At 50.3% G+C, this 25,142-nt stretch carries 36 protein-coding genes; 3 read left to right on the top strand and 33 right to left on the bottom strand.

All coding sequences use genetic code 11. The annotated features are described in order from the left end of the window. Positions 1-4 precede the first annotated feature (4 nt). Genes traQ through KHQ28_RS00880 form a run of 5 tightly spaced genes read right to left on the bottom strand, consistent with a single transcriptional unit; the run spans position 5 to position 4,509 of the window. Entirely contained in the window at positions 5-535 is a 531-nt protein-coding gene (gene traQ, locus KHQ28_RS00900; protein ID WP_011091077.1) for a conjugal transfer protein TraQ, read from the bottom strand. 23 nt (positions 536-558) lie between these two features. Then, positions 559-1,263 carry a conjugal transfer protein TraP gene (gene traP, locus KHQ28_RS00895; protein ID WP_045405147.1) on the bottom strand — a complete coding sequence of 235 codons (705 nt, stop codon included), beginning with the start codon at positions 1,261-1,263 and terminating at the stop codon, positions 559-561. A gap of 11 nt (positions 1,264-1,274) precedes the next feature. Next, positions 1,275-2,624 (bottom strand): conjugal transfer protein TraO, encoded by a 1,350-nt coding sequence (gene traO, locus KHQ28_RS00890; RefSeq protein ID WP_015062830.1) that lies wholly within the window; start codon positions 2,622-2,624, stop codon positions 1,275-1,277. Between the two features lie 11 nt (positions 2,625-2,635). Continuing rightward, positions 2,636-3,787, bottom strand: a complete 1,152-nt coding sequence (locus KHQ28_RS00885) for a DotH/IcmK family type IV secretion protein (RefSeq protein ID WP_011091074.1) — start codon at positions 3,785-3,787, stop codon at positions 2,636-2,638. Positions 3,788-3,795: 8 nt separating this feature from the next. Continuing rightward, positions 3,796-4,509, bottom strand: a complete 714-nt coding sequence (locus KHQ28_RS00880; RefSeq protein WP_228298261.1) for a DotI/IcmL family type IV secretion protein — start codon at positions 4,507-4,509, stop codon at positions 3,796-3,798. A gap of 67 nt (positions 4,510-4,576) precedes the next feature. Here KHQ28_RS00880 and KHQ28_RS00875 point away from each other — a divergent pair, with 67 nt between their 5' ends. Beyond that, positions 4,577-4,987 carry an H-NS family nucleoid-associated regulatory protein gene (locus KHQ28_RS00875; RefSeq protein WP_004187465.1) on the top strand — a complete coding sequence of 137 codons (411 nt, stop codon included), beginning with the start codon at positions 4,577-4,579 and terminating at the stop codon, positions 4,985-4,987. After that, the gene (locus KHQ28_RS00870) at positions 4,959-5,171 is read left to right on the top strand and encodes an Hha/YmoA family nucleoid-associated regulatory protein (RefSeq protein WP_305953721.1); all 213 of its coding nucleotides are present in this window, start codon (positions 4,959-4,961) and stop codon (positions 5,169-5,171) included. The genes KHQ28_RS00875 and KHQ28_RS00870 overlap by 29 nt, the downstream gene beginning before the upstream one ends. On the opposite strand, the gene KHQ28_RS00865 is transcribed toward KHQ28_RS00870, so the two are convergent. The 8 genes from KHQ28_RS00865 to mobA are packed head-to-tail and all read right to left on the bottom strand — an operon-like array spanning position 5,172 to position 14,184. Beyond that, positions 5,172-5,684 carry a hypothetical protein gene (locus KHQ28_RS00865; protein ID WP_011091071.1) on the bottom strand — a complete coding sequence of 171 codons (513 nt, stop codon included), beginning with the start codon at positions 5,682-5,684 and terminating at the stop codon, positions 5,172-5,174. Further along, entirely contained in the window at positions 5,650-8,952 is a 3,303-nt protein-coding gene (locus KHQ28_RS29045; protein ID WP_228298260.1) for an LPD7 domain-containing protein, read from the bottom strand. Before KHQ28_RS29045 ends, KHQ28_RS00865 begins: the two co-directional genes overlap by 35 nt. A gap of 24 nt (positions 8,953-8,976) precedes the next feature. Then, on the bottom strand, positions 8,977-9,237 hold the full coding sequence (gene icmT, locus KHQ28_RS00855; RefSeq protein WP_004187310.1) for an IcmT/TraK family protein: 261 nt from the start codon (positions 9,235-9,237) through the stop codon (positions 8,977-8,979). Next, the gene (gene traJ / locus KHQ28_RS00850; protein ID WP_004187313.1) at positions 9,227-10,390 is read right to left on the bottom strand and encodes a plasmid transfer ATPase TraJ; all 1,164 of its coding nucleotides are present in this window, start codon (positions 10,388-10,390) and stop codon (positions 9,227-9,229) included. Before traJ ends, icmT begins: the two co-directional genes overlap by 11 nt. 10 nt (positions 10,391-10,400) lie before the next feature. Further along, entirely contained in the window at positions 10,401-11,180 is a 780-nt protein-coding gene (locus tag KHQ28_RS00845) for a type IV secretory system conjugative DNA transfer family protein (RefSeq protein ID WP_004187315.1), read from the bottom strand. Beyond that, positions 11,177-11,677 carry a DotD/TraH family lipoprotein gene (locus KHQ28_RS00840; RefSeq protein WP_004187320.1) on the bottom strand — a complete coding sequence of 167 codons (501 nt, stop codon included), beginning with the start codon at positions 11,675-11,677 and terminating at the stop codon, positions 11,177-11,179. Before KHQ28_RS00840 ends, KHQ28_RS00845 begins: the two co-directional genes overlap by 4 nt. Positions 11,678-11,690: 13 nt before the next feature. Further along, on the bottom strand, positions 11,691-13,670 hold the full coding sequence (gene traI / locus KHQ28_RS00835) for a TraI/MobA(P) family conjugative relaxase (RefSeq protein WP_171279082.1): 1,980 nt from the start codon (positions 13,668-13,670) through the stop codon (positions 11,691-11,693). Beyond that, entirely contained in the window at positions 13,657-14,184 is a 528-nt protein-coding gene (gene mobA / locus KHQ28_RS29545; protein WP_228298259.1) for a plasmid mobilization protein MobA, read from the bottom strand. The genes traI and mobA overlap by 14 nt, the downstream gene beginning before the upstream one ends. Before the next feature lie 34 nt (positions 14,185-14,218). Between mobA and KHQ28_RS00825 the strand changes: the two genes are divergently transcribed. Next, complete coding sequence (locus KHQ28_RS00825) at positions 14,219-14,614, top strand: hypothetical protein (protein WP_019725163.1); 396 nt, start codon at positions 14,219-14,221, stop codon at positions 14,612-14,614. Between the two features lie 500 nt (positions 14,615-15,114). Here KHQ28_RS00825 and KHQ28_RS00820 read toward each other — a convergent pair whose 3' ends face one another. The 20 genes from KHQ28_RS00820 to KHQ28_RS29035 all read right to left on the bottom strand — a co-directional run bounded on the left by KHQ28_RS00820 (position 15,115) and on the right by KHQ28_RS29035 (position 25,109). Then, the gene (locus KHQ28_RS00820; protein ID WP_015062822.1) at positions 15,115-15,651 is read right to left on the bottom strand and encodes a hypothetical protein; all 537 of its coding nucleotides are present in this window, start codon (positions 15,649-15,651) and stop codon (positions 15,115-15,117) included. A 132-nt stretch (positions 15,652-15,783) separates the two neighbouring features. Continuing rightward, entirely contained in the window at positions 15,784-16,095 is a 312-nt protein-coding gene (locus KHQ28_RS00815; protein WP_015058934.1) for a hypothetical protein, read from the bottom strand. A gap of 58 nt (positions 16,096-16,153) precedes the next feature. After that, complete coding sequence (locus KHQ28_RS00810; protein WP_011091064.1) at positions 16,154-16,588, bottom strand: single-stranded DNA-binding protein; 435 nt, start codon at positions 16,586-16,588, stop codon at positions 16,154-16,156. Positions 16,589-16,659: 71 nt separating this feature from the next. Beyond that, a complete protein-coding gene (locus KHQ28_RS00805; RefSeq protein WP_004187336.1) occupies positions 16,660-16,881 on the bottom strand; it encodes a hypothetical protein in 222 nt (73 codons plus the stop codon). Positions 16,882-17,034: 153 nt separating this feature from the next. Beyond that, positions 17,035-17,319 (bottom strand): hypothetical protein, encoded by a 285-nt coding sequence (locus KHQ28_RS00800; RefSeq protein ID WP_011091062.1) that lies wholly within the window; start codon positions 17,317-17,319, stop codon positions 17,035-17,037. A 43-nt stretch (positions 17,320-17,362) separates the two neighbouring features. Next, on the bottom strand, positions 17,363-17,803 hold the full coding sequence (locus KHQ28_RS00795) for an antirestriction protein (RefSeq protein WP_015058932.1): 441 nt from the start codon (positions 17,801-17,803) through the stop codon (positions 17,363-17,365). 200 nt (positions 17,804-18,003) lie between these two features. Continuing rightward, positions 18,004-18,309: a hypothetical protein gene (locus KHQ28_RS00790; RefSeq protein WP_004187339.1), complete on the bottom strand. Its 306-nt coding sequence runs from the start codon at positions 18,307-18,309 to the stop codon at positions 18,004-18,006. 61 nt (positions 18,310-18,370) lie between these two features. Continuing rightward, on the bottom strand, positions 18,371-18,781 hold the full coding sequence (locus tag KHQ28_RS00785; RefSeq protein ID WP_015062819.1) for a DUF1380 family protein: 411 nt from the start codon (positions 18,779-18,781) through the stop codon (positions 18,371-18,373). A gap of 84 nt (positions 18,782-18,865) precedes the next feature. Next, positions 18,866-19,102 carry a hypothetical protein gene (locus KHQ28_RS00780; protein ID WP_011154457.1) on the bottom strand — a complete coding sequence of 79 codons (237 nt, stop codon included), beginning with the start codon at positions 19,100-19,102 and terminating at the stop codon, positions 18,866-18,868. A gap of 297 nt (positions 19,103-19,399) precedes the next feature. Next, a complete protein-coding gene (locus tag KHQ28_RS00775; RefSeq protein ID WP_004187345.1) occupies positions 19,400-19,630 on the bottom strand; it encodes an Hha/YmoA family nucleoid-associated regulatory protein in 231 nt (76 codons plus the stop codon). 97 nt (positions 19,631-19,727) lie between these two features. Beyond that, positions 19,728-20,066, bottom strand: a complete 339-nt coding sequence (locus tag KHQ28_RS00770) for a hypothetical protein (protein WP_004187354.1) — start codon at positions 20,064-20,066, stop codon at positions 19,728-19,730. A gap of 189 nt (positions 20,067-20,255) precedes the next feature. Further along, positions 20,256-21,116 (bottom strand): DUF4942 domain-containing protein, encoded by an 861-nt coding sequence (locus KHQ28_RS00765; RefSeq protein ID WP_004206911.1) that lies wholly within the window; start codon positions 21,114-21,116, stop codon positions 20,256-20,258. 72 nt (positions 21,117-21,188) lie between these two features. After that, on the bottom strand, positions 21,189-21,368 hold the full coding sequence (locus tag KHQ28_RS00760) for a hypothetical protein (RefSeq protein WP_004187364.1): 180 nt from the start codon (positions 21,366-21,368) through the stop codon (positions 21,189-21,191). A 676-nt stretch (positions 21,369-22,044) separates the two neighbouring features. Then, on the bottom strand, positions 22,045-22,311 hold the full coding sequence (locus tag KHQ28_RS00755; protein WP_004187367.1) for a DNA-binding transcriptional regulator: 267 nt from the start codon (positions 22,309-22,311) through the stop codon (positions 22,045-22,047). Between the two features lie 44 nt (positions 22,312-22,355). Then, a complete protein-coding gene (locus tag KHQ28_RS00750) occupies positions 22,356-22,805 on the bottom strand; it encodes a RadC family protein (protein WP_015062816.1) in 450 nt (149 codons plus the stop codon). A gap of 121 nt (positions 22,806-22,926) precedes the next feature. After that, positions 22,927-23,289 (bottom strand): DUF3085 domain-containing protein, encoded by a 363-nt coding sequence (locus KHQ28_RS00745; protein ID WP_015062815.1) that lies wholly within the window; start codon positions 23,287-23,289, stop codon positions 22,927-22,929. 21 nt (positions 23,290-23,310) lie between these two features. Next, entirely contained in the window at positions 23,311-23,574 is a 264-nt protein-coding gene (locus KHQ28_RS00740; protein ID WP_011154453.1) for a hypothetical protein, read from the bottom strand. Positions 23,575-23,691: 117 nt separating this feature from the next. After that, the gene (locus tag KHQ28_RS00735; protein ID WP_004206907.1) at positions 23,692-24,102 is read right to left on the bottom strand and encodes a hypothetical protein; all 411 of its coding nucleotides are present in this window, start codon (positions 24,100-24,102) and stop codon (positions 23,692-23,694) included. A 28-nt stretch (positions 24,103-24,130) separates the two neighbouring features. Beyond that, positions 24,131-24,610: a hypothetical protein gene (locus KHQ28_RS00730; protein ID WP_052671754.1), complete on the bottom strand. Its 480-nt coding sequence runs from the start codon at positions 24,608-24,610 to the stop codon at positions 24,131-24,133. Further along, complete coding sequence (locus KHQ28_RS29035; RefSeq protein ID WP_015062812.1) at positions 24,603-25,109, bottom strand: hypothetical protein; 507 nt, start codon at positions 25,107-25,109, stop codon at positions 24,603-24,605. Before KHQ28_RS29035 ends, KHQ28_RS00730 begins: the two co-directional genes overlap by 8 nt. Between the last annotated feature and the right edge of the window lie 33 nt (positions 25,110-25,142).

The following is a 25,142-nucleotide window of genomic DNA, read 5'->3' as shown; positions in this document are numbered from 1 at the left end:
TTGATTACCAGTGAATGTTTAATGTGCTCTGCAACGCATCGAGCGTTTGTGTATCGAACATCAGAAGTAGTCCACATACAATTTTCACAATGGATGCCCCTCTCGTACCCGAAGCTGACAGCTCCGTATGGCCCTCAAGGTAAGAGTCTTTCAACCCCTTTATACCCCTATAAAAAAAGTATGCGCCGAGAATTCTAACAATCCCCAGCACTGCGTTGACTGCTGCGGCTCCCATGCCAAACGTAGATTCGCTCGCATAACTGACGGGTCCGAAGCTAACATCGCCAAATCCTAAAGTGGCACCGCCTGAGTTCATCTGTGCCTTCAACGTGATGAGGCATACACAGAAGATGATACCGGCAAAAATTCTGCCAACTTCCACACCTTTTGTTGAATGCCTGGCCTGCTTCCGCAGGCTCATCAGATATCCAATAACACCAATGATCCCAACGACTGCAGCGACACCTATGATTAGCCTTGTCAGCGGTTCCTGACCACCGTTAGCAACCTGAATTAATACCGATTCTAAATCCATAGTTTCGCCTTTTTGGGTCCTGTTTAGCGGATAAGGCCTTTACTTGTAGTAACGATTCTATTTTCAGTATCGATACCCGTAATGGTGACTCCGCCAAGTTGACTACCGACCTTCACAGCATACGTCTGGTTTTTGTATTTTACCCAAGCAATATCGCCAGATAAATCATTAATTGAAAAACCTCTCAACAAAGGTAATGCCTGCGACGTTGCCCCCGAAATTGTTCCACTCTGATTACCAAATGAAGGCCCATAACCAGCGGCTTTCATTTTCAGTTCCTGAACCTGATTGTTCAGATTTTTGATTTGTTCATTAGCGCTTTGTAACTGACTGGAAAGGATCATCATTCCATTTTTAGAAGTTGATTCTATCGCGTCCAGCCGTTCCTTTTGCTGCAGCAAAATCCCGGAAATTTGCTCGCGGAAGTCACCAGAATCCTGCCCGGCAGGGGCAGCCTGTACGTTCTGACGTTGCCCTGAAGACTGGATCGTGCCATTCCCGGCCGCAGGCGCAGTGTCACTATCGGAGCCCCCAAACAACCAGACTAAAAGCAGGATAGCTATGACAGCGATACCACCAATCCATGCATAGTCACTAATCTTAAGCGGCTTTTTGTTTGCTTTTGCTGCTGGCGTCACTGTTGGTTTTGGCTTTTCAGCAGGCTTGGCAGACACCGGTTCCTGGGCAGGAGCTGCTTCGTTTTTATTGTCTTCTTCAAACAGATTCATTATCAATCTCCTTAACGGTAATACGGGTTACTGGAGCCATACCCGTAGCCGGGGTAGCTGGGAAAGTTTTGCTGAGGGTAATTTGGAGCCGGTGGTTGTGGCATCTGCTGAGGCGGCACACTGGTGAGTGTCGGAGTAGCTTGCTGCTGCGCCTGCTCTGCAGAAGCATTTTCCATATTCTCGCCACAGTCGCTTTCATACACCGGCGCGACAAACTGGATGCCTATGAGCTGATTACGGTCAACCGTAACCTGCTTCACCGGCAGACGGGCTGCATCGTCAGCCAGGACACGCCCTGCCTGTTCACCCATCCCGCCAATAATGGTACCGGCTACAGCCTTCCCGTTCGGTGTGCCAGTTGAGCGGTATGCGTTCCCGCCGTCAGTGATAATCATCTGCGAATTGCTGTCCGCATACAGCTGACCAGTTCGGCCTAATCCGTTAGCGACAGCCGGCAGAATAATACGGCTGAACCAGCGGTTATTTACATTTGAGGAAACGGCCGCGCGCAACGAGTCGGAAGCCACGCCATACGCATCGACCTTACACTGCACTCCGTTCAGCTCCATGCCGGTGAAGTGAATTCGAATACCATCGCCGGCAAGACGGTTTTGGCCAGAATAGAATTTGGCGCCGGCCTGCGCTCCAGTTGGAACATGGGCAATAGCAATACTGTTCTGATCGTCACTGTCCATCGCCGTATCCATTACTGCCGGCACAAGCGTGTAAGCCGATACAAGTCGGGCTCCTTTATCTTTGGCCTTATTCTTCGCCCCCTGTTGTTTTTCAGCATCCGGCTTTTTGTTCTGCGGATAGACCGAATCGGTCCACCCTGAGAAGGTACCGCCGTTCTTGTCATTTCCTTCTGCTCCCAGAGGGGTTGCAAGAGCAACACCCGTGACAACTGGTGTTCTGGCCTGGTCTATTTTCTGCAGTAACGTAGCCACCGCTTTAGCCTGACGCTCACGCTCTTTCTGCTCAGCATCATTCGCCTTACTGTTATCGCCCGACGGCTTTGCTGACGATTCCCACGAATATTTTGGTGGCGGTGCTTTGGTGCCGTAATCAACGGCCACCGGATTACTGGCTGACAACGTGGAGATGAAGCTATCCCCTGTGAGAGCCGCTTTATCTGAATTATCAACATTCCACTCATTCAGCAGCTTGTTGTATTGGGGATCATTAGCTTTTTCCCTGCCAGTTTTCCCTTCCAGCCCCTGGGCTTTCACCTGCGACCCACCCGTTGCCGGCTCATCTGATGAGCCAAACAACCAGTACCCTCCCAGAAGCGCCACCACTGCAGCAGCACCACCGACGTAGAGCATCATTTTTCTGGTTTCTTTACCTTTATCTGTAGCCATCGTCGTTCCCCTTAATTCAGCTCAACTTCAACGTCACGCGCCTGACCATTAACAGAAAAAGTCAGCACTGGTGTTGCCGGCAGCACGTAAACATGTGTGCCATCGATAGCGGAAAGCGTTTTTTCAAACTCATCCTGCAGCTGCATGTTACTTCTGACGTAGAGCTCATCACCGATCTGCCAGACTTTGGTACTCCCTGGCGCGTTTTTAAGTTTCAACCGCTGAGCATCTTCAGGCGGGATGCCATCGAGCACGCTCTGCAGCTGCTTGTCATACAGTGAGATTTTTTTCTCAGGCGTAGCGGTATAAACCGGTGTGTCAGGACTGCGCTTCGGGATACGGAGATCCAGACGATAATCAACATCAACGGTTTTTGATTTAACGGAGGGTTCTGCCCCCTTCACGTTAATAATGACCGGCGTGGCCAGCCCCTTCAGAAGCACTGTGATGTTCCCGCTGGCATAGGCATTGGTCGGCTGGATTGTGAATACCGCCGATCCTGGAATATAGCCAACACACAGTTCACCACCTGAAGCACAGGGACTCGAATTATATGGAGGGGCACCTAATACCCAGGGGTGTCCGGTTGCATCTGAAAACGTCACTGTCGTTGCCTGGTTTGGAAATACCCGTACCTGCGGAATGGATGCGCCAGCTGACAGTGATACCGTCTGGCTTGAAATTCGTGGGATCGGCGTTAATGGTGAGGTTTTGGCCGCCGCGCTCATATCTTCCATTGCGCTGCGGGCCGACCGCACCTGACCAGGGGTAATAGGCTGGATCTGCTGCAGAACAGGTGCAGGTAACTCTTCCAGTGTCTGCGGATTAACATGAGTCACCTGCTGCTGTGGTGGAGGAATCTGCGGCATGGGTGCAGGAGGCAGTGCAGTCGTTGGCCGCTGTTGGGCCTGTGCCTGTGGTTGTTGGCCTTGCGCCTGCTGCTGACCTTGTTCCTGTGCTGTTTGCTGTGGAGGCTGTTGCACCTGTGACTGCTGATTTACGGGCAACCCGGAACTGGCCTGCTGCCATTGAGCAATATCACCACCAGGCACAGCTGGCGCCGTTTGCTGCGGCGCTCCATTACCAGTCGGCGCATCAGCTGCAGATACAGAATTTGCCGAAAACAGTGCGGCCATAAGTACAGTTAACAGTTTAATCTTCATGATTGACCTCAGTAGTTCCGGGGTTTGAGAATGGCCTGTGCTACTTGAATACCCCGTGGATCTTCGTCTTCTTTTACGCGGCGTACCTGAACCATCAAATCGTAAGGTTGCGGTCTGTAGTCCTGAGCCTGCCCAACAAGCTGAACAGTCACCGGAATACGGTATTGCCAGGCATAGGTTTTGGTGCCACGGATAAGACCTTCCGTGATCAGGGTTCCAGGAGTTGTGGAAAGTTTTACGTTCAGACGTTTTTCACTGATATCTTTCAGCAGCCCACTATCGGACAGCGCTTTACGGAAACTAACGTACCCTTCAGCGCTAAAATCGCCGCGGACGCTGGTTAATTGGTTTTCGTAATTCACAAAGTTCAGTGAAAGCGATTTGATCATTGTACGGTTGGCAAAGTCCATCACCTCTTCCGCCGTGTAAGCGGGTTCATCGGTTGGATGAACTTCTGTGATCATGCCCCCATTCGTTGCAATATATTTGGTTTTTTTCTGGTGAAGCCAGTAACCCTGAAGACCGATGATAATGATTGCGACTAATATGATTAGCGTCTGAATCAAAATTACTTTTAAACCATGTTTCGATACGATTTCTTGCACCGTTCGGTTACTCTCTTCAGCAAGAGCTGGAGCAAGGGCGTTGCTGTCATCATCAACGACTGAGTTTTGATCCGAGTCAGTTTGATCCATAATTTTTTCACCATTTTGTGTTTTCATAGAGTTTCTCTTTTCAAAAGTTTGTGTTAGAAAATCACGCAGATCGTTAATGAACAATGAGGTATACATGAGCGAACATAATGATTACGAATCCTGTGCAGTTATCATGTGCGAACGACGAAAAGCCACCGCCGTTTTGCGCAAAATTCCGCCAGAAAACCTTGAACAACTCATTAATATGTGGTCCGACATTGCACAGGGAATGATCGAGAAATTTAAGGAAGAACAGAAGGCCACTGAAGAGAAAGCCGCAGCCACAAAGCGGTTCATGGAAGAACACAATATTACGGCTGATGAAGCTCTCCAGATCTTCGAAAATCTCTTTGGTCCGTCCACGAAAAGTAAATCCACTTTTGGAAAAGTGAAGTACCGGATAGAAGTTGATGGAAAGTCCATAACCTGGACAGGAAAAGGTCGCCGACCTGCAGCGTTTGCCGAGATGAGCGACGATGAGCTCAAAAAATATGAAATCAGCTGAAGACTGGCTGCATACTGTCAGACGTTTCATGAATGAAGATTCGCTTGATACGTATGTAGACTCAAAACGTGATGTTCTACCTGCCACAGAATTTATGCGTTTACTAACCGCGGCGGAACACCGCCGCGTTGAAATACGAACCGGCAAGCTATTCGATAAAATCCCGAAAGGACTCTTCCGGTAGTTACAAATGGAACGGGAATGCATCACTGTTTGCATCCTCACCACTTCCACTCGCAGCTGCCGGATTGTTTAATTGCACATTTTTAGAAGATGCGTTGGGTAGGATACCTGACGTATCTGGCAGTCGGGATGAAATCGTTGACCACGGGTCCAGCGTCGTATTAGTCAGGCTCCCCCACTTCTCATTAATCTTCGATTTAACCGTATTGCATACCTCATCCTTCACCTTATCAATAATGTCGCTGATAGACGGAAACTGTGGGATTTTAAGTGATACCGATAGCGACCCCAGGCACTGTCCGAGAGAATCAGACGTACTGGATTCGCTTTTTGCGGCGTTGTTAATCCTTTCCACTTCCTGCTTATAGGCAGCATCTGCACCAGCTTTTGCCAGTTCGTATGCTGCACAGGTCTGTGTTGCCGCAAATGAGCTCACAGAAATGCAGGAAAACCCTACTGCAACGAGTAGGGTTTTTGTTTTATGGCCGAGGCGCTGACTTTGCGACTGGTGCATGAGTCTGTTCTCTCCTTTCATCATCTTTTCTTTTTGCAGCATTTGAAGGATGAAAAAGCTGCTTCATTACTGTTTTGTTTTTTACCTCATCTGAGGCCGCTTGTAAATGCTGAGGCTGTTTTTCATTTGCAATTGTGTTTTTGTAAAGCAAATTTTTACCCCCCTGATCTACATGTCCATAACCATGCAAAACAATTCCACTTTCGGCATTTTTATTGATTGCTGAAAGAGTCATATACGTTTTCCAGTTTCCGTCTTTATCAATACGCTTGTTCACTTTTCCAATCACGCTATGGTACTCACCGGACTCCTTATCCTTTGCGATCCCCTGCATGAATCCTTTACGCGACTCAACAAGGAAATAATCCGGGCGTTCGCCTTTTTTATGCGGTGCGATCAGCAAAGGTGTACCCGCGGTTTTTGACTCTTGAGGGAGTTTATAGCCTGTGGGCTTTGTCATGCTTTCTGGAGCTGGCTTACCATTAGGCAGGAACCAGTACAGTTCTTTTTCAGGCACGGCCTCACGGCTGAGATCAACACCGGTAATCTGCTGAATTGTTGTGCGGAGCTTCTGGAAGGTTGCAGCATCATACGGAACCAGTTCAGAAGGCTTATAGGCCTGTTCATTCCCAGCTGCTGGCTGTGGGTATACTGGCTTTACTTCCCACTCATTACGTTTGGTCTGGATAGTTTCATAACGAACGATCTTGTTGCTTTCATCACGGACAGGTGCATTCACCTCAACATCCACAAATCCCAGCTTTCTGACTGTAACAAGACGTTCTGTGTCTACACCAGCATCTTTAACCGCTCTCTCAAGGTCTTTCCCCCAGAGTGTCTTCTCTCCATGTTCATTTTTGAGGGTGACAAAGTAGTTCATGGATTCATCTTCTTTCCACTCATACTTAGCACGCCCATGCGCGACGATAACGCCTTTCTCCCAGGGTTCACCTGCAGCTTTATCTTCCTTTTGAGTATCAGATGCATTCTGCTTCTTCGGCTGCACAGAGGCCGATTCTTCCCAGCGCATTCCATTCTGCTGAACTGATGAATTTGTCTTTTCGTTTGCCCCTTCCTGCTTATTCGCATTTGAATCAGCAACATTTTCTTTTACCGTTTCTTTTGCTGTTTCATTTGCTTTTTTGAGTTCGAGCAATTTAACCCTTTGTTCTGGGTTAGTCAGTTTCACCTCAATGTTGTATTCACTGATAAGGTTAAACACTCGCTCTTTAAATTCGTCACTGCCGGTGATTTCAATACCACGATGATGTTGCTTATCCGCGGTTAGAACGGCCGCCAGGATCATCTCGTCACTCTGGCTGGCTTCAGGGGTAGCCATACGCAGATGTGAGCCGTAATCGTAAAACGCATCCTGTCCATCAAGCGTATACGCCGTATAGTCTTTCTCTGCTCTGTACCCAAACCGGGCAATTAACCCTTCCAGGTCTATACGTTCTTTTGGGGGCGTTTCTGCATTATCGTTGGTTGCCCAGCGTATGCCGTTTTCCAGTTCTTCGTTTGTTTTTTTCTTCTCCTCGGTTTCATTTTCAGCCGGGGCGGTATTAGCTACAGATTCGCTGGGCGCTATCCTTTCAGGCTTTTGCTGAGCGGAGTCAGTTGTTTCACCGCCAAAGGCCATCATAGCGGCATACGCCTCAAGATCACTGGCGCTATTACTCTCTTCATCATCGCCGTCTCGATCTGTTGGTGCGGTGTATTCCGGTTCAGCAGCTGCAGGGGTGCTGGACACCGGCACAGCTTCCTCCGGTTCGGCAGCTGCAGGGGCGCTGGCCACCGGCGCGGTTTCCTCCGGTTCAGCAGCTGCAGGGGTGCTGGACACCGGCACAGCTTCCTCCGGTTCGGCAGCTGCAGGGGCGCTGGCCACCGGCGCGACTTCCACCGGTTCAGCAGCTGCAGGGGCGCTGGCCACCGGCGCGGCTTCCACCGCTTCAGCAGCTGCAGGGGCGCTTGCCACCGGCGCGGTTTCCTCCGGTTCGGCAGCTGCAGGGGCGCTGGCCACCGGCGCGGCTTTTTCAGGATCTGCAACGGCAGCGCTGTCAGTCGAGCTGTGATTAACGTCAGTAATGTTCGGGTTATCAGTCGGCATAGTGTCTACCCTGTTCATTTGATTAATGGCTCCTTCTACCTGCAATCTGACTTGCTCCAGCCCTTCAGAGACATGCAAATCGTTGTAGTCAGTAAGCCCTTCTTTCGGGTTGCTAAAGGCAGGGACCAGAACATGGCCGGCAGTCAGCTCTGCAGCTTCTGTCGCTTTTTCTAGCCCAACGTTCTCGTCTTTATAAATGTCATTGTCAGCAAGGAAGTAATGAGTGCTGTTTGGAAAGGTGTCTTTCAGGCGGCCAGCAACTTCCACCATGTTGCCGGCATTAACCGTCATGATCACAGGCTGATTGATGGCTTCGCTGATACTGGCTGCTGTCGCATATCCCTCGGCATAAAGCAGGTTGTCACCATCCTTCAGTTGACCACCCACAACGAAAAAACTCCCCCATGCCTGGCCGTCTTTTTCAAGGTGTTTACTACCGTCGGACCAGATGCGCTCAAGGGTCCTGAACTCGCCATCAGCATTAAACAGAGGGATCACAACGTTGCCCCGCTCATCAGCTTTAAGGCCGTTAGCGGCAATGACCTGTTTGTTTTTCAGGTATGCCAGATCTCCCGTGGCATCCGGAAGCCGGTTATATTCTTCCATCAACCGGTTAGCGGTCTGATCAAACTTATCCGCTTGCGCTGCAGCTCTTTGTTCACGCCTTGCCGCAGCATCAGCACGGAGCATGGCCATTTGTTCAGGGTTAGGGGCTGCGCCGGTAGATACCCATTTCTGAATTTCACCACCGTTCTTATAGTCCCTGTACCACCCTGCAGGTCGGCCATCCAGAAAGGCGGCATACACCCCCTTTCTTGAACCAGCTTTACCGTCCACGGTATCGACATAATGCTTCTGGCCATCGAACTCTATGGGGTCTTTGATAATGGCACCGCGCTCTTCAAGCCACGCCGTAAATTCATCTTCAATGGCTTGAATATCCAGGGGCGGTTCTTCGATCACTTTATTGGGGTCAAAAATCCACTCTTTCAGCCGGCTCAGGTTGGCCCCCGGCTGTGCATACCACACCTTTTCTTCCTTCACGTAGTCCAGAGCATTACTGCCATCAGCCAGTTTGCCGGCCGCACGTATTGCACGTTGGCGATCGTCAAAGGGAATACTCAGACGGGTTCTTTCAGTTGCAATTTCAGGTTTCGCCATACTGTCTACCCCTGTAGTTATGTGTTATCGCTGAGAGCGCCGGTACCACCACGGCCGCCCGGTAAGTTTTTTCCCGCGGATAACCCGGAGAATGACCTGGTACAGCACCGGTAACGTGTAGCCCATCATGGCCAGCAGAAAGTAAAAGAGAACCACACAGGTGCAGATAACAAAGGTTTTTACTGACGGGAACGGAAACCAGATGAAGTACACAAGAAACGAGATAACAGGCACACCAAAAACCGTCAGTGGCCGGCCGGCATAACGCCATTTGTTAATGTCCATACTTGCCCTCTTTTAACGCCAGATAGTCCATATATCCTGCGACCTCGATGACTTCCGCTTCGTCGATCAAACCTTCCTGGTGCATTGCCCAGGCGTTCTGAATCAGACTGCGGTTTTCAGCGATCAACAGGTCGTCGATGTAGCGGCCCCACTTGCTGTAATCAACGTCATAGAGTTTGCGGCGCAGGCTGTTATCAATGACGAGATATTCACGGACAGCCTTGCGCCGGCCGTCTTTTGTTTTAAGCAAGCGTTGCACGATGATGTAAGAAAGGATACTCAGCAGGTCAAAGGCGGCAGCTTCACGCATTTCCGGCGGATAGTTCTGCAATGATCGGGAAATGGCTTCTCCGACCGTTTTGACGTGCAGTGTGCCAAGACAAAAGTGGCCGGATTTACCTGCCAGTACAGCAGCTTCAAATGACAGGCGGTTAAGGAGCTCACCAACCCCCATAATCTTCGGAGAACGACGGAGCCCGGAGAGAGTGATAAAATTGTGGAAGGAATCAATATCGCGCCCAATCTGTGACTGTGCCGGCGCCGGAGCAATCCAGTCTCGACTTCCCAGGCGATACTCGATGGGATCTTCAACCGTGATGATTTTCCGGTCCTGGTACGTTTCACCGCAATACTGGAAGATGCTGGCCATCAGGGTTGACTTGCCCGATCCCGTCTCGCCGCATATCAGTCCGAGGCCGGCAGCCGGCAACAGAGAATTAAACAGGTCCGGCTCAATACCCATTTGTTTAAGCTGAGGAATAACCTCATTCAGAACACGGAGTGTCAGAGACATTGCCGCTTCTGTTTTATAAATATCGGCCTGAGTAAAGTTCGCGCGGAACCGGCGGGTTTCGCCGCGGCCGAGTCCAATCGTGCCCGCTTCATCACCTCTTAGCTGGATAGCGGTATTAACGACCGCAGCACTTTTCAGCGTCCCTTTGATCTCCTGACCGAACACCTTATCAACGGTACGTTCCAGCTCCAGGTTGTCGAGCGGGTAAGATGTCATGGGCAACTGGCGCCCATGACGTTCTACCCAGATTTTATCTCCGCCCTGCAACAGAATATCGGACACTTCATTGTTTGAGCAGTGTACGAGAAAACGTTCCAGCGTCTGGGGCGTCAGCGTTGGACCAAAATTGAATGCTTCCATCTACTGCCCCTTAACGTATGGTCGGTTTCCAGCTGCGTTTGTTGATGTCAAACTCAGCTTGCTGCTTCATACGTTTCGTTTTATCGCCCAGCATGAGGCGGTTTTTATCCCCTGTAACTGTTTGCTGCTGCTGTGTGATGACTGGAGCCTTAATCATGCCCTGCTGCAGTAGCGTGCTGTAGCGCAACATGCCGGTGTAATCCCGTGTGAGGCGATTGAAATTAGCAGTGAATATCTCATCAGCTTTTTGGCGACCGTCAGACCAGCCCAGCGCGACAGCTTTTTTCCAGATATCACGTTGTTTCCCGTCCTTCGGCATTGCAGCCGGTTCAGGCAATTCGATCCGCTGCGCCATCAGCCCGGTCAGAAGATAGCTTTTCCAGGTCGGTGGGTTACTGACAAAGCGTGCCGGCACCACAATGTCATAGGCACGGTTGGCCGTTCGGATTTGCTCATTGGTAATGTGTGCAACGTCTTTAGCTTCAGCAATGACCGGAGGCAGGTAGCCTTCAGAAGAGATCAGCGGCTGGAACGAATACATGTAATCAAGGTTGCTGCGCTGATTTTCCAGCGCGGCGCGAATTTCTTTAGCGCGTTCTGCCTTTCCGCCGCGAAATCCAATGGTGTGCGCTGCGTCGTTTAGCATACTGCCAGTAACATCGGCCTCATCGTCACTTTGGCTTGGCGGGTCCATGTAGTAATCCAGGCCTTTAACATCGGAGTCGTCCGCGCGTGCAACGTTCGCAGCAAGCAGCGGTAACGTCAGAAGCACGATCAGTTTAAGTTTCATGGGCGGGTCCCTCTGAGGAATGAACCTTTCTTCGATGGTGTGAGGTAAAGCAGCTGCAGTTCACCGGGTTTCTGGTTGATGGTGGCACGGTACTGCGTTTGTTGTCGGATCAGGGTCAGCAACTGTTCAAACGTAACCTTCGAACCACCAACATCGATATTGAGTGGAAGCGGTAACTTGATCCCCTGACTGGTGAATTGAAGGCCACGCTGTTTAGCCAGTTGCTCCAGTAATTCGTAAGCATCACCCTGCCAGCTCACACGAACATACTGACTGTTTGCATTGATAATGGTAGGGAATTTGTAACGGGTCCTGTTAATGGCTCCAGCCTGGTAAAGCTCATCCTGTGCGAGTTTTATCTTAATGGCTTGCTCACGCAATTCCTGATCTACCAGCTGCTGTGCAGAGATTTGTTTTTCCTTTTCGCTTTGAGAGGCACACCCGGCAAGAGCTAACACAGAAACGGCCGCGAGGACCGTTTGCATTTTGATTTTCATTTCTTACTCCATTTTACTTCGGATTGAATTTGTCGTCGCTTTCACTTCTGAATTGCATTTCATTTTTACTATTATTTTGCTCACGAATCAAACGATGTTTCTCGTTTTGAGCATACGCCTGCTGAGCGGCATCTGTGAAGGTAATGCCCTGCGCGACAGGGTGATTGTGGTTCACAGCTGCATCGACGATACGATTACAGCACAGTTCCTTAAACTCGCCGTCACCATCAACACGAACAGATTTGGCTTTACCAGCAATCGTTAATGCAATTGCAAGGTCAGCCGTTTTCTCTTTGTCGATTCCATTACTTTCTGTCAGCACAATATGACCACGATCAGCCGCTACCGGTTTACCGTCGTGCTCAAAGATAACAGTACCGTCTTTCAAAAGCCGTGGCTTGACACCATGACGTGCTGAGGCCATTACGGCCACATCATCACGATCATGACTGGTGATGGCGTTAAAGGTACGGTTGAACCCGATCTGCTCAACCAGTTGCTGTTTATACTTCTCCTTCTTCCTGGAGGAATAGGCAAAGCCCCTCATTTGGCTGAGCGCTGCCTTATCACCCTTCAGTGCTTCCTGTTCGACCCACTCCCGGTAAGAAAGCCGTGGGTTAGCCGCCCTGAAGCCGTTGCGTTCTTCACGCAAGCTAAGACGCAGATTGGCAACCGCCTGCAGGCGTTTGAACTCAGCCAGGTTGTACATCAGCTTTCTGGTATGAGGATCTGAAACAGAATGCCGGACGTTATTTTTCACCAACCGGGTATGTTGGGCAATTTTCCGGTATTCATCGGCGATGCGATCCTTATCCGGAGAATATATCGGTAAATTGTTTCGGTAGGCGCGATAGCGACCCTTGAGCAGCATTCTTTCTTCTGCACGCTCAATTTTACGCTGCAGACGTTTATTGGCATCTCGACGATAAGCACCAGGGGTATATGCGGTTTTAAATACCGATACTTTGGCCGGTTCAATATGTGAAGGCTGGTATTCACCAAAGCGCTCTTCCATCGACTTCAGGGTATATTGCGCCTTGTTAAATACCAGACTCGCCTTAACAGCCGTCTTCTGGTTTTGATGTTCGTGGGTAATGACGTAGCCCTTTTTCCCCTGTGCTTTTTCGACACGAAGACCGATGTCTGCAAATGTCTTATGCACATCATCCCAGCTTTTGGCTTCACGAAGCCCAGCTGAAACATGGATCAAGTTTTGACGACTACCGCCTACCTGTTCATCACCAACGATATAGCGATAGAGCGTTTCAACCCCCTCTTTATTCTCCATCTTGTTGATGCGATCGAGTGAGCGCCAGTTGCCCCGCTCTTTCTTGCTGTGAGGGTTCCGGACAATCTGTTGACGGTCATTAACCACATATGCACCGTTTGAATGGGACCAACCATTCTTCAATTCCAGTAAGCGGCACGCCTGATGAAGAGTGTCTTTGGTAAAGCTCGATGAGGCTGCTTTATATGTCTGGGGATTGATGCGGTTAACAGCAACATGCACATGCAGGTTATCTGTATCCCGGTGGATGGCAGCAACATACTGGTGATCGGACATGCCCATCGATGCCAGTGTAAACTTCACCGAATCGAAAACCTGATCATCATTCGGCTTTTCATAGTCAGGCCATGAGAGAACATAGTGCATAACTGGATCTTTACAGCGTGTGCTTTGCTGAGAAACTGAATTCATTTCCTGTGCTGCACCATCGAGCGAGAAGGTATTGTACTGGCAGGTAACATCACCAACCACAACACGCTGTACACCTGGCTCAACATCCACCGGTGTGCTGATCACTTTCTGCTTACGGGTCAGGTAATTGTTTAACCCTTCGAACATATCTGATTTAACAGCCAAAGCCGTCTCAGGAGTAGGCTGAACTGTATCAGTCAACTCCTGAGACGGCTTGTCTGCCATGTACTTAATCAGCTGACCAAAGCTGGACTTTTTGTCCCTTCGGCCCTCAATGATTTTAGGTATCACCATCCATCTCCTGTTGCAGTTTCTGTGCGGCCTTTTTGACCTCGATCAGAATCTCTGAATACTCCTTGCTATGAACTCCGGAACCTTCGTTAAACAGATGTTTTTGAAGGGCTGTTATCTTTACAAGAGCGGCAAGTGCATTGTAATTGCCTTTCGATTGAATGCGCTTTCCAAGCCCAGATTTGATAAGATATTGACTAAGACTAAGCCCTGCTTCATGGGCCTTTTCGGTGAGTTTAGCTTTCACTTCTGTGGAACATCTCACCTGGATTCGATCGTCTGTTTTTCTGCTCTCGCTACGGCTCATCAGATAGCTAACCTCGTTAGGGGGTGTCGGGGCTTGCCCTGACCAAGACGTTTTTGGACGGCCGCCGCGTGTCGGCGGTACTCCAAAAACACATCTTGTCCCGTACTTAAATACCTGATTGAATTCTACCATCGGCGAGGTTTGAAAGCCAGCAGCGAAAGGCCTGGCAGGCAGAGCAATTGAATCGTGCCGGGCATCATGTAAAATCACCCGAATAGCCTGGGTCGATTTTCTCCGGTTCGGCATGGCGATTTTGACATTATTGGGAGGGCATATGCCTGCAAAAAAGAAAGCATTTTATAGCAGTGAGGACATCGGAAAATTCAAAAGCATTCTCGACGACTTGCCTGATGTGACGTCAGAAAGGCTTGAGAAAAAGCACGTACTCGACGAGCTTAAGTCTGACATCAAGAAGCTGAAAGATTCGAAAGGATATGAAGATAAAGAGATACTGAAATTCCTCAACGATGCGGGTTTTTCAGACGTTACATTACGTGATATCAAGGACATTACTGCCGGACGAGTTGGAAAAAAAAGAACCAGCAACAGCCGAAAAAAAATCACTGGAGTTGACGAAGAGCAGCGCACACAAAATAGCTCTACCGCTCAGAATCCTGACGCTTCAGGTCCGCAGTATTAACCTTCACCTTTCGCATATAGCATCCAACATTATGATATAGCTCCCGGCCTGACAGGCCGGGCATGGGTGCTGCCTGTTCGTGTAATTGAGCGTGCATACTTGTCACCGTTCCGGTGACAAGGGCACTCATTGGCCGGAAAAAAATTTCCGGTTCCGCTGCGATGCAGCGCTCAATGGTGCGCACGTTCAGGACCACGATCCGCCTTAGATCCCGATAAATTTACAGGGAAAGGAGTCCGGGCACGGATATTAAAAAGGGGCGCTTACAGCGCCCCTGAGACAGTTACAGATTACATCGCGGCTTCTTTAATCCGCCGGAACACTGCCAACCAGAAACGGAAGTGATCCCATTGCGCTGCGTTCATCGGATGCGACTTTGTTTGCACTCCGTTTGCGACATCTTCAGCATAGTGTATAATCCACAACGGCATTTTGAACCTCACAATTTAAATTGCCTACCCAGCCGGATTGTTGGCGCAATCCGGCACCTTTTCTGGATTTCAATGATTCATCACCTCCTTCACATCCAGAACCAAAAAGTTATCGTTAGCGTGACGCTGCCCTACGATGAAAACAGCATCAAAGCGACTTACTGCAACTACGTTTAGTTTGCCTGTAACCTCCTTTCCGTTGATGTTGATGGTTTCATAGAGCACCTCGTATTCCTTCGCAGAATCGGAATACTTCTGCTCTTTCCAGTTTTCTATCTGTGCGATCAGCTCCGGGGCCAGCTGCTGACGAACACGGTTTAGTTCATAGTCACGATTGAGAATCAGGCGGTAATCTTTAATTAGCTGGTTGATAACCTTGTTCTCATCCCACTCGGATAGCAGTGGGCACTGTTCGCACTGTATAACACCATCTTTAATCAGTTTTTCTCTGATGCCATTAACAACCTGTACAGCACTTAATTCACTGTCGTAGTTCTTTTTAATTTCTTCGCTTCCCGGATATACCATAGCGACATCATTAAAATGGCTTACGATTAATTCTGACACAATAAGGGTATAAACCTCATAAGGGTATAAGGTCGCCATAATATTCTCTCCACGTTATTTACAGAGCGTTTTAATCAATATCCACTTTTAAACTTCACGATTATTATACGTCTAATGAGCCATTGCAGGCAAGAAAAAAATGCCCCTTTTCGAGGCATATTTTTAACCGGTTTACCACTCCCAAACGGTCAGTTCTGGCACCTGTTCTGCATCCCGGTCAAACCAAATCCAGTCGAACCCGGCACCATTTAACGCGGCTATATTATCCAAAGCACTTGCACTGATCCCCGCCCTGGCTAATTCCACACGCCATTGTTCAGTAGCAGAAATACGCAATATCCACCCATAGCGATTTTTCTCGATCCAGAACAAACCTTGACCGGACAAGTCATCGTTACAGACCTTATCCAGTAGCTCCGCGTCTTCTTTTTTTACATGGCCGGTACTGACGACAGCCACCCGATATTGTTCACTGATATTCATACTCCCCCCCCTTCAGGGTTGGCTGCCCGCGCCCTGCGGGCCGTTCTAACTCAAATACTCACTGCGGGTAATCATTCATATCCGGGAACGGCGGTTCATCATGATTTTCAGTGCCTCCCAGACCTTCAGCACTGGTGTTACGTGGCCCAGCTCCCGGCAGCATCTGCATTTCGCCGTTATTATCGATCACAATTTCCTTGTTACTGCGCATTTTGCCGTCTGTCCCTTGCCATTTGTTATTACGAATGCGCCCGACAAAATACAGCATCATACCCTTTTTGAAGTACTTCCCAGCTGCTTCGGCCTTCTTTCCAAAAATGACAATATCATGCCATTCCGTTTCTTTTTGCTCCTTCCCTTCGTTGTCGCTGTAGCTGATTTCTGTAGCCAGCGTCAGGCTCGCAATGGCCGTTCCGTTTGGGGTGTAACGCACTTCTGCATCTTTGCCAGCACGCCCCATCAGAATCACTTTGTTTTCGCCACGTTTCCACATAATACACCTCATATATTTGATGTTTATCAGTAAAAAATGGGAGGATTAAGGGGGATTTCTCCCCCTCTTTATCAGTAAAACTTCACGTTCGATTTCAGGGCTTTTTCAAAGTCTTTTACAAAGGAATTTGCAAAAGTGTAATCACGATGAATAAGCTGTTTTGTTTTAGGATTTCGCCACTCAACCTGCACTGATTCGGCTGAGTATTCAATCACCTCGATTTGATTTTTTACACCGAGATAATCAGCAATTGCCATTACGGCATTCACTTTTTTTTGGTCTGCTTCTTTCATTTCAACTCCTTCGCCAGTCGGGGCGCTACCGCGAAAGACTCAACTGCCTTTCGATGTAATAATTATACGTCTAATGAGCCATTTTATCAACTCATCAGGCGTATTTTTTTATTTAATTTTGTTCAAATATGAACATTTATTGATGCTAAATATCTAACATAATGGCTTGAATTTGGCCTTGTTGTAGGTGATCCGGTAGTCTTTGCACTTCCCGTTCTGCCGCAGGAACTCCAGCGAGACAACGTTAGCAGCGGCAAAATTGATGCACATAATGCTTTCCAGCGCCTCGAACAGGTCGGCCCCATTGGCAAGCGGAAACCACAGATCGTTGTCGCTACCGCTTAATTTTTCATGCAGACAGAAATGCACAGCACGCACGCCGCCAAATTCCGTAACCAGCACCGTATTGCTGGCGCGAATATCAGTTAGTGTTAACATTTTTCCCCCTGTCAGTATTGGCCCCCTCGCGGGGGCCGCCGTTTCAGTCAATCGCGCGGTAAATCAAACCGGCTTCGGCGTGCTGGTCGGCATATAATTTGAGTTTTTCCTGCTGGGTGATCAGCATGTCGCAGATGTGCTGATAGCCTTCTTCATGTGCGTGCCAGATCATGCGGTTCAGGGTGAACAGGGTCAGCACGATACCGGTAGCTTCTGCGGACAATTCCCCTTCGAACCAGTTACCGCTAACCGATACCGTGAAGCGCTCTGCGCTCAGTGGGTACATGAAGCCGCTACCGCAAGACAGTTCGACGAACTCCCAGGAACCGCCTTGATAATCGGCGCAGAGAGAACGTGCGTGGTTGTAGACACCGGCCTCACCTGTGAGATACCAGGCGCCGAACAGGCGTGGCAGAAAGGCCATGCGGCGGTTATTGGGGATAATGCGTGCAGTGATGGCGGGTTGATTCAGTTCAGTAGACATTTTCTGTACTCCTGCGCCAGTCGGGGCGCTACCGTCGAAAGACCGGATTGCCTTTCGATGTGATTATTATACGTCTAATGAGCCATATCAATCAAGCAAAATATTCCCGCCTGCCTGAATATTTTCAGGCGGTAGAACTCTTTCCCCTGTCCATTTTTGGGGGCAGGATCACGCCTGCCCCCTTCTGATTCACATGATTACTATGACTTTGTTTCAGCGTTAAAGTGTACGGCTGCGATCCTGACCAACGGGATCACCGCGCTTTCCTCATCGAGCACACGAAAATTTATCGCTTCCCCCAGGTGCATCAGGTTAGCGATAAAATCAACGATGATTTCGGAAACCGGGTGTCCGTCGCAGTCCTGCTCATTCAGGCGCGCAAACAGCGCCAGCGCCTTAGCGGCCTTGATTGCCCGCTCTTCGTTTTCTTCGTCCATACTGCCGAAACACCATTGCCCCTTTTCAATCAGGGCCAGCGTGTCGTAATAGGCTTCATTCTGGGACATGTTTTTTCCTCCTGCGCCAGTCGGGGCGCTACCGTGAAAGTTCGCTGCGTTACTGCATGAATTAGCCGTTAATCACCTTCGTGATGCACTCCAGCGCCTCAGACTCCTGCGGATAAAGTCGGCGTGCAGCTCCTTCACCAGACTGGATTTCTTCCAGCCGGATAAACTGCGCCGCCAGCGCCACGACTTTTTGCAGCGCCTCGGCATTGACCTCTATCTTTCGATCGCGGGCGGCATCTTCGCGCACCTGCTTTGCCAGGCTCCAGACGGTATCTTTTCCGACGCCATAACGGCTGTGTGAACTGCATTCCGCGATTTCTGCCAGAACGGCTTCGGCCTCATCGTCAGTGAGGTCCATATCACTGGTGCAGTCATGGACATCTTCAGCAGTCCAGATCAGAAGGCTGATCCGCTGCTGTGGTTCAAAACTATCGAGAAGCCTTGCGCAAATTTCATTTACGTTACCGTGCATTTTAAAACTCCTGCGCCAGTCGGGGCGCTGCCGCGAAAGACCGGATGCCTTTCGATGTGATTATTATACGTCTAATGAGCCATATCAATCAAGCGATTTTTCACGCTCATAGCTGCTACAGGCAACGCTGTAGCCGTTTGCATCCAGTTCTGAAGGCCAGTCGTCACGCCCGCAACCTGACAGCAGGCAGGCGCTGAGGTGCCCAGGGCGATAGTCGAGATGCTGGCATGAGGCGCAAAGGTCATCATCTGAGATTGAGCGGCCTGCACAGATAGGCGGCGCGCCATCAGTGGGAATTTCTCGAATATGCAGCGTTGTCACTTTTTTTACTCCTGCGCCAGTCGGGGCGCTGCCGGTTAGCGATGCAGGGGGCTGTCGCCCCCTGCGGCGGTTCAGTCCTTACCCTTATCCTTCATGACTTTAATCAGCCCGGTAATGGCTGTAATGAGGGCGGCCACGGCCGTGATAATCTGAGGGAGGTTATGGAGGATTTCAGAAGAGGTCATAATGCACCTGTAAGGCTGTTTAGGAAGGTACTGATTTGAATCAGTAAAAACATTATACGTCTAACGAGCCATATATGCAAGCAAAAAAACGCCCCTCGTAGGGGCGCTGTGATTATTTTACATACTGCCAGACATGCGGCGGGATCTTATCCCAGATGCGTCCCGATGCCAGCTCTGCGCGGCGATGGTCGGCGGCAGCCTCAAAAGCCTCGGTGTCCTCCGGCGGCACCTGTCCACGATCCCGCATGGATTCGTACATTTTTTCCAGTGTGTCCGGGTTACGACTGCGCCGAAAACGGAGAAGGTAAAAACGCCTCCGCGCCTGATAAACTGTTTCCGCCATGTATCTGCGTCCTGAGCGCCTTGTTATTTCGCATAGTATTCACGTTTTGGTTGAATAAGTCTTCGACTATACGCCCCTTGCGGGGCGTAGCAGGCGGTCAGCCCCAGGTGCTGTAAAAATGGCTTTCGTTAGGATCGGTCTTATAAGCCTGTTCGTACTCGTCAATGCTGACAGACGGATGCTCATGGTTTTCACAGATACGACGGGTCACGGGTTCGCCTTTAAAGTCGTTCAGTACCGGCTTTAATTCGCCAGACATTGCACTGTCTGCTTTCACCTGCTGCGCAGCGATACGGCGCAGTACGGCGGTTTTCTTACCGCGCAGGGCGATCACCTGATAAAAACAGGTATTTGTCTGCTCATAACCCCAGCTGGAAACAAAAACATCACCAAGAGAAACGGAGCCGTTACGGAACTGAAGGGATTGAATAGCCATGTTTATTACTCCTGCGCCAGTCGGGGCGCTACCGCGAAAAGCCTCATTGCCTTTCGATGTAATTATTATACGTCTAATGAGCCATATTAATCAAGCAATAAATACATGCCCGGCATGATTTTCTCAGGCCGGGGAATACTTCCTTTCCCTGTTTATATTTCAGGCCGCAAATGCGGCCTGCCGTCTGCATTACACGCGAGGGGGTAACATTCCGGGATAGTGACTGGCAACCAGATTATTGATCTTCTCAACCAGCTCCGGGCGTTTAAACGTAATGTGCGCGCTGCCCTTTTTGTAATATCGCACGCTGAAGTAATCACACTCGAACACCTTACCGTTGAACTGGTTTTCACTGAAAAAGGCATCCAGTTTGGCACCGTCAGAAACGCGGTAATCAGGCACGTTACGCCCGTCCAGCACGTAGAACGGCCGCGCCAGATCGTCAATTTTGGTGTGCCCGTCTGAGCTGAAGCGCACCCAGCCACTGCGCCAGACATCGAGCAACGGCGCGATGATGATACGCTTGCCAAACATGCAGGGGTTATTGGTTTTATAATCCCACGACAGGGATTTAAAGATATCAATCAGCCCTTGCGTGAAAGTATCGGCCTTGCTTGCGTTCAGGTGCCGGAACGTACTCATAACGTTCTCCAGCGTTATCGGCGGCATTTCTTCGCCTGCCACCTGCCGATCCCATTCCTGACGTTGTTTGTTGCTCATCAGCGTATACATGCCGGTTTCCGACATCAGCCGATCCCAGATTTTTCCGTCGATAACGCGGGAAATAGCCGTTTCGGCCTGGTCTGGTCTGGTGTCGCTCCATTTGATCGCGCTCTCTACGGCTTTGTCGTAGTCATACAGGTACTGACAGCCTCCGGCCTGCTGCATCAGATCGCGCGCTTTTCGCAGCTTGTCTATGCCGTCGAGATAGACGCGAATACCTTCATTCCGCAACGAGATAATGCGCTCAATAGCAATGGACGGGATCACTTCACCGCCATGCTGGCAGGACATCAGATCGACCGACGGGAGAGTTTTTTCAGATGACATTTCAGACTCCTGCGCCATGCGGGGCGCTACCGTAAGGGGTGAACAGGGCTGGCAATGCCAGCCCATCAATGATTATTTGCAGCGCTGAAGCAGTTTACTGACCTGCTCGGCCAGCGCATACGTGGACGCATACGGGCCACTTAAACGACGGTTAGGGATTTCGTTGAGGGCATACAGGCACGCCTTCAGCAGCGCATCTTTCTGCGTTTCCAGTTCAGCTTTAAGCTGGGAGGGGGTCAGTGCTTTACTCATAATTTGTTACTCCTGCGCCAGTCGGGGCGCTACCGCGAAAAGCCTCATTGCCTTTCGATGTGATTATTATACGTCTAATGAGCCACAACAATCAAGCGTTATCTGATTAATTTTCTTTGTTTTTTCCTGGACTCCTTTCCCTGTAAATTTTGCTTTTCAGATCCCCATCAGCCCGATGAAGGTGCTTTGCCGGCATGGTGCAGGGGTTCAGGCATCAGACACTAGCGATAGCCCGAAACCCCGCAGGGGGTTCGGCGGAGCTGCCAGGCTTTGCCTGGCTAGCGGAGTGTGGCTGACGACTGCCCGACGGGCAGGAGCCGAAGGGGCCCAGAGGTGTTTTAGTACGGCAGGCCTGCCAGAAAACGCCGGCAACTGAGCAGAAATGAACAAGGAAGACACGCTGTGCGGGCGTCAAAATTAAGTAACTGGCAGACACCAGGGCGGGATCACATCAGAAAGAGCCAGAATAGGGGGCAGGACTCGTCAAAGTCATAAAAACGATGATGGGTACAGTTTTTTTAAATGCGCGCCCAGAGAGCGGCTCAGCGCGTTTCAGGGCAATACGGGTTCGATGCCCGTATTGCCCTGCAGGCGGCAACCACCGCGTCAGCCTTCAGCCCCGGCCAGATATCCGATACGTACAGGAAGCACGTTTGCGCGTCGGTGTTTTGCGCTGCTATTTCCAGATCGGCGGTAAGCCGGCATCGATGCAAAGGACGCACCAGACGGAATACGCGATGTCACTTTCTCCGTTCACCCAGCGGCGCACCGTTCTGCCGTTCACGCCAACATGTCGCGCCAGCCCCTCCTGACTCAGGTTGAGCACATTTTCCAGCAGATAGCGGAGTTCATCCCCCGTCGGCGGGGTCCATTTATCAGCGGGACGGAAACAGCTTTCGCGGATCGCGCCCACGTTAAGCGGCACGGTATATTTATTGCCCATAGCAAGCCTCCAGAGCCGGCCGCACCACTGTGCGGCCGCGGTTATCAAATCAGACCATGTTCAGCAAAAGAGTAAATATCGCTGCCGCCCACAATCAGGTGATCGAGGACTTTGACATCAACCATCCCCAGCACCTGCACCAGACGCTCGGTGATCAGCTTGTCAGCCTGGCTGGGTGCAGTGTTAGCGGAAGGATGGTTATGCGCCAGTACCACGGCGGCGGCATTATGATGCAGGGCGCGTTGCAGGACGATACGCGGATGAACGGTGACGCTGCTGATAGTTCCCTTAAACAGTTCTTCAAACGCAATCACGCCGTTGTGGCAGTTAAGAAAGAACGCGCAGAATGATTCGCGTGGTTCTGCAGCAAGACGAAACCGCAGTAAGGAACGCGCGGCGTCGGCGCCGGTGATAAAATCCGTTGTGGTAATTTTACCGGCAATAATGGCGTCCGCCTGGCGGATAATGTTGAGTTCTTCTGCTGAAAATTTCATATATTTCCCTCGTTAGGGGACCTGAGCACCATGCCCGGCCACAAATATATAATAGGACATTTTGTCCTAGATGTAAATACAGTGATATATAAAAAAGCCCGATTTAACGGGCTTTTATGGTTTATTTCTGTCCCCCTGCAATAACTTCCAGTTCCGTCTCTGAAAGCATAATTTTCAGGCAGGGTTTGGTACGGCTGAGAAGTTCAATCGACCTCGGATCGAGCTCCAGGGATTCGCAAAAATCATCTCCGCCACAGGCACCACGCATCCGGTCCCAGAGCTCGTCAAAATCCGTTGTATCCGGATTGAAACCATTGGCGTAACAGACATTGTGCATCCCATTACTGTTTTTCTCACCTTTCGCCGCCATCACATACACGCCATGATCTTTGACAAATAGAAGCGGGCAATTAAAACGCTTAACTTCAGCAATAACGACGTTGAGCATAGGATCAGTAAAAACAAGTTCTGATTGCATGGTCATAGTGTATTTACTCCCTGAAAGCTATTTGTTGACCGCAGCGGCGGTGAGAATGTCAGAAAGCGACCCCAGCAGATATAATTCGGTGAGCTCGCCTGTTTCATTCAGAAGAAATAGCCCTGCAGGTCGGCCATTATGAAAAATAATGGCTTCATGCGATTGATGTAATTCACACTGACACAGCGAGAAATAAATAAGTGACCATTCAGGGGAAATAACGGTTTTATTGCCATATTCCCGGATATAGCGGGCAACATCAGCCTGTTGCTGAGAATTGAGAGCAGTCATAAGGTGACTCCTGCGCCGGTCGGGGCGCTACCGTCGAAAGACCGGATTGCCTTTCGATGTAATTATTATACGTCTAATGAGCCATATAAATCAAGTTAATTTTGTTATTTTCCTGATTTAAGGAGACTCTTTCCCCTGTAAATTTTGCATCACAAGCGCACCGTTCGGGCGCTGCAGGCGAATAATATCGTTCTGGCGAGCGTCTTTTTCCCGGATGATCCGCCAGGTTTCGGTGACGGCGCCGGCTGGCTGATACAGTCTGACCTTCACCTCGGAACGCTCTGCAGACAGCACAATGCAGCCTTTCTCATCTTGTGCAGCTGCGTGCCGGGCTTCATCTTTTTCCCGCGGGCAGTCATCAAATCCTGATATTCGGACCGGGTGGCCATCGATATCAACCTGATAGCCGGGCGAAATCACGGGCACGGGCTGTGGCACATTCGGGAAATAATCAGCCAGATCACACCCTGTCAGGGCTACGGGCACAAGGCAGGCATACAGCATTAACATTCGGCGTGTGGTGATCATAAAGGGTCCTCTCTGGTCGCCGCGGGCCTTATTTCGCCTTCTCAACCAGCTGCAGTGACGGATGCTCACCGGCCAGAAGTAACAGGAAATTGAATTCCCCGGTCTTGAGCTTTACGCCGCGCTGAGCAGCCTTTTCTTTGGTCTGCCATGACGCCGGTTTATAGCCAAACAGCGCTGCAATTTCAGCGTGCTTCAGCCCCAGCGCCAGACGCAGGCGGCGAACGTCTTCGGCCGTGGCGGGATCTTTGACCATATCATCCGGACTGAATGCCCTGTTCAGGCGGTAATCAGGATGCACGCCGGCGATCAGCATCAGCATGTTATATTCGCCTGGGCGAAGACTGGTCTTGTTGTACTGGCTGAGATCGTCGCTGATAGCTTCCTTACGCTGCCAGGCGCGCAGTTCGTACCCCATGACGGCCCCTAATGCGGTTTCAGTCATGCCCATTTTTTCCCGGAGCGCCTTCACTGTTTCCGGCTGCGGAACGACGCTAACCATCTTAATCATTACCCTTCTCCCAGAAGTCTGAATTCAGAAAAATTTTCACCTGGCGTGTGCGGGGATAGTCCTGGTGCTTCAGCCCCTCCCGCGTGTCAGACAGGTACTGCGTTTCCTGCTGCACCTTGTTGATTTTGCCATTCCATTTGCGGGCCAGCGCCCGGTAACGCCCGTTCTCCAGCTGATAAACTTCAAACGTATACTTGTTCGGACCGCTCCAGCCTTCGTTGTAATAGACCTGTTTCATAGGATCTGCCTGATCGATGCGCCCCGTAAACATGACATCCCGGCTGCATTGCCTGAACCAGTAACCGCGGGGCATAGCCGGTGGCCGGTCGCTTATTTCCCGTCTGGATAGCGTGCCGAAAGGCTGTGAGCGCAGGTGACAACCTGATCTCAGGTCAATCGGGCATGACGTGTTGTGCAGGGACCAGCGCCGCTGCCGCAGACAATGGCTCAGGGTGATCACAGGAACGACACGGGAAACGAACAGGGGGAATGATTGCATGGTTTTACTCCTTCGCCAGTCGGGGCGCTACCG

This window comes from Klebsiella sp. 28 (assembly GCF_018223905.1).
In the GTDB taxonomy this organism is placed as follows: Bacteria; Pseudomonadota; Gammaproteobacteria; order Enterobacterales; family Enterobacteriaceae; genus Klebsiella; species Klebsiella pneumoniae.
The sequence above is the reverse complement of the archived record's forward strand: the minus strand, read 5'-3'. Positions and strand labels throughout refer to the sequence as shown.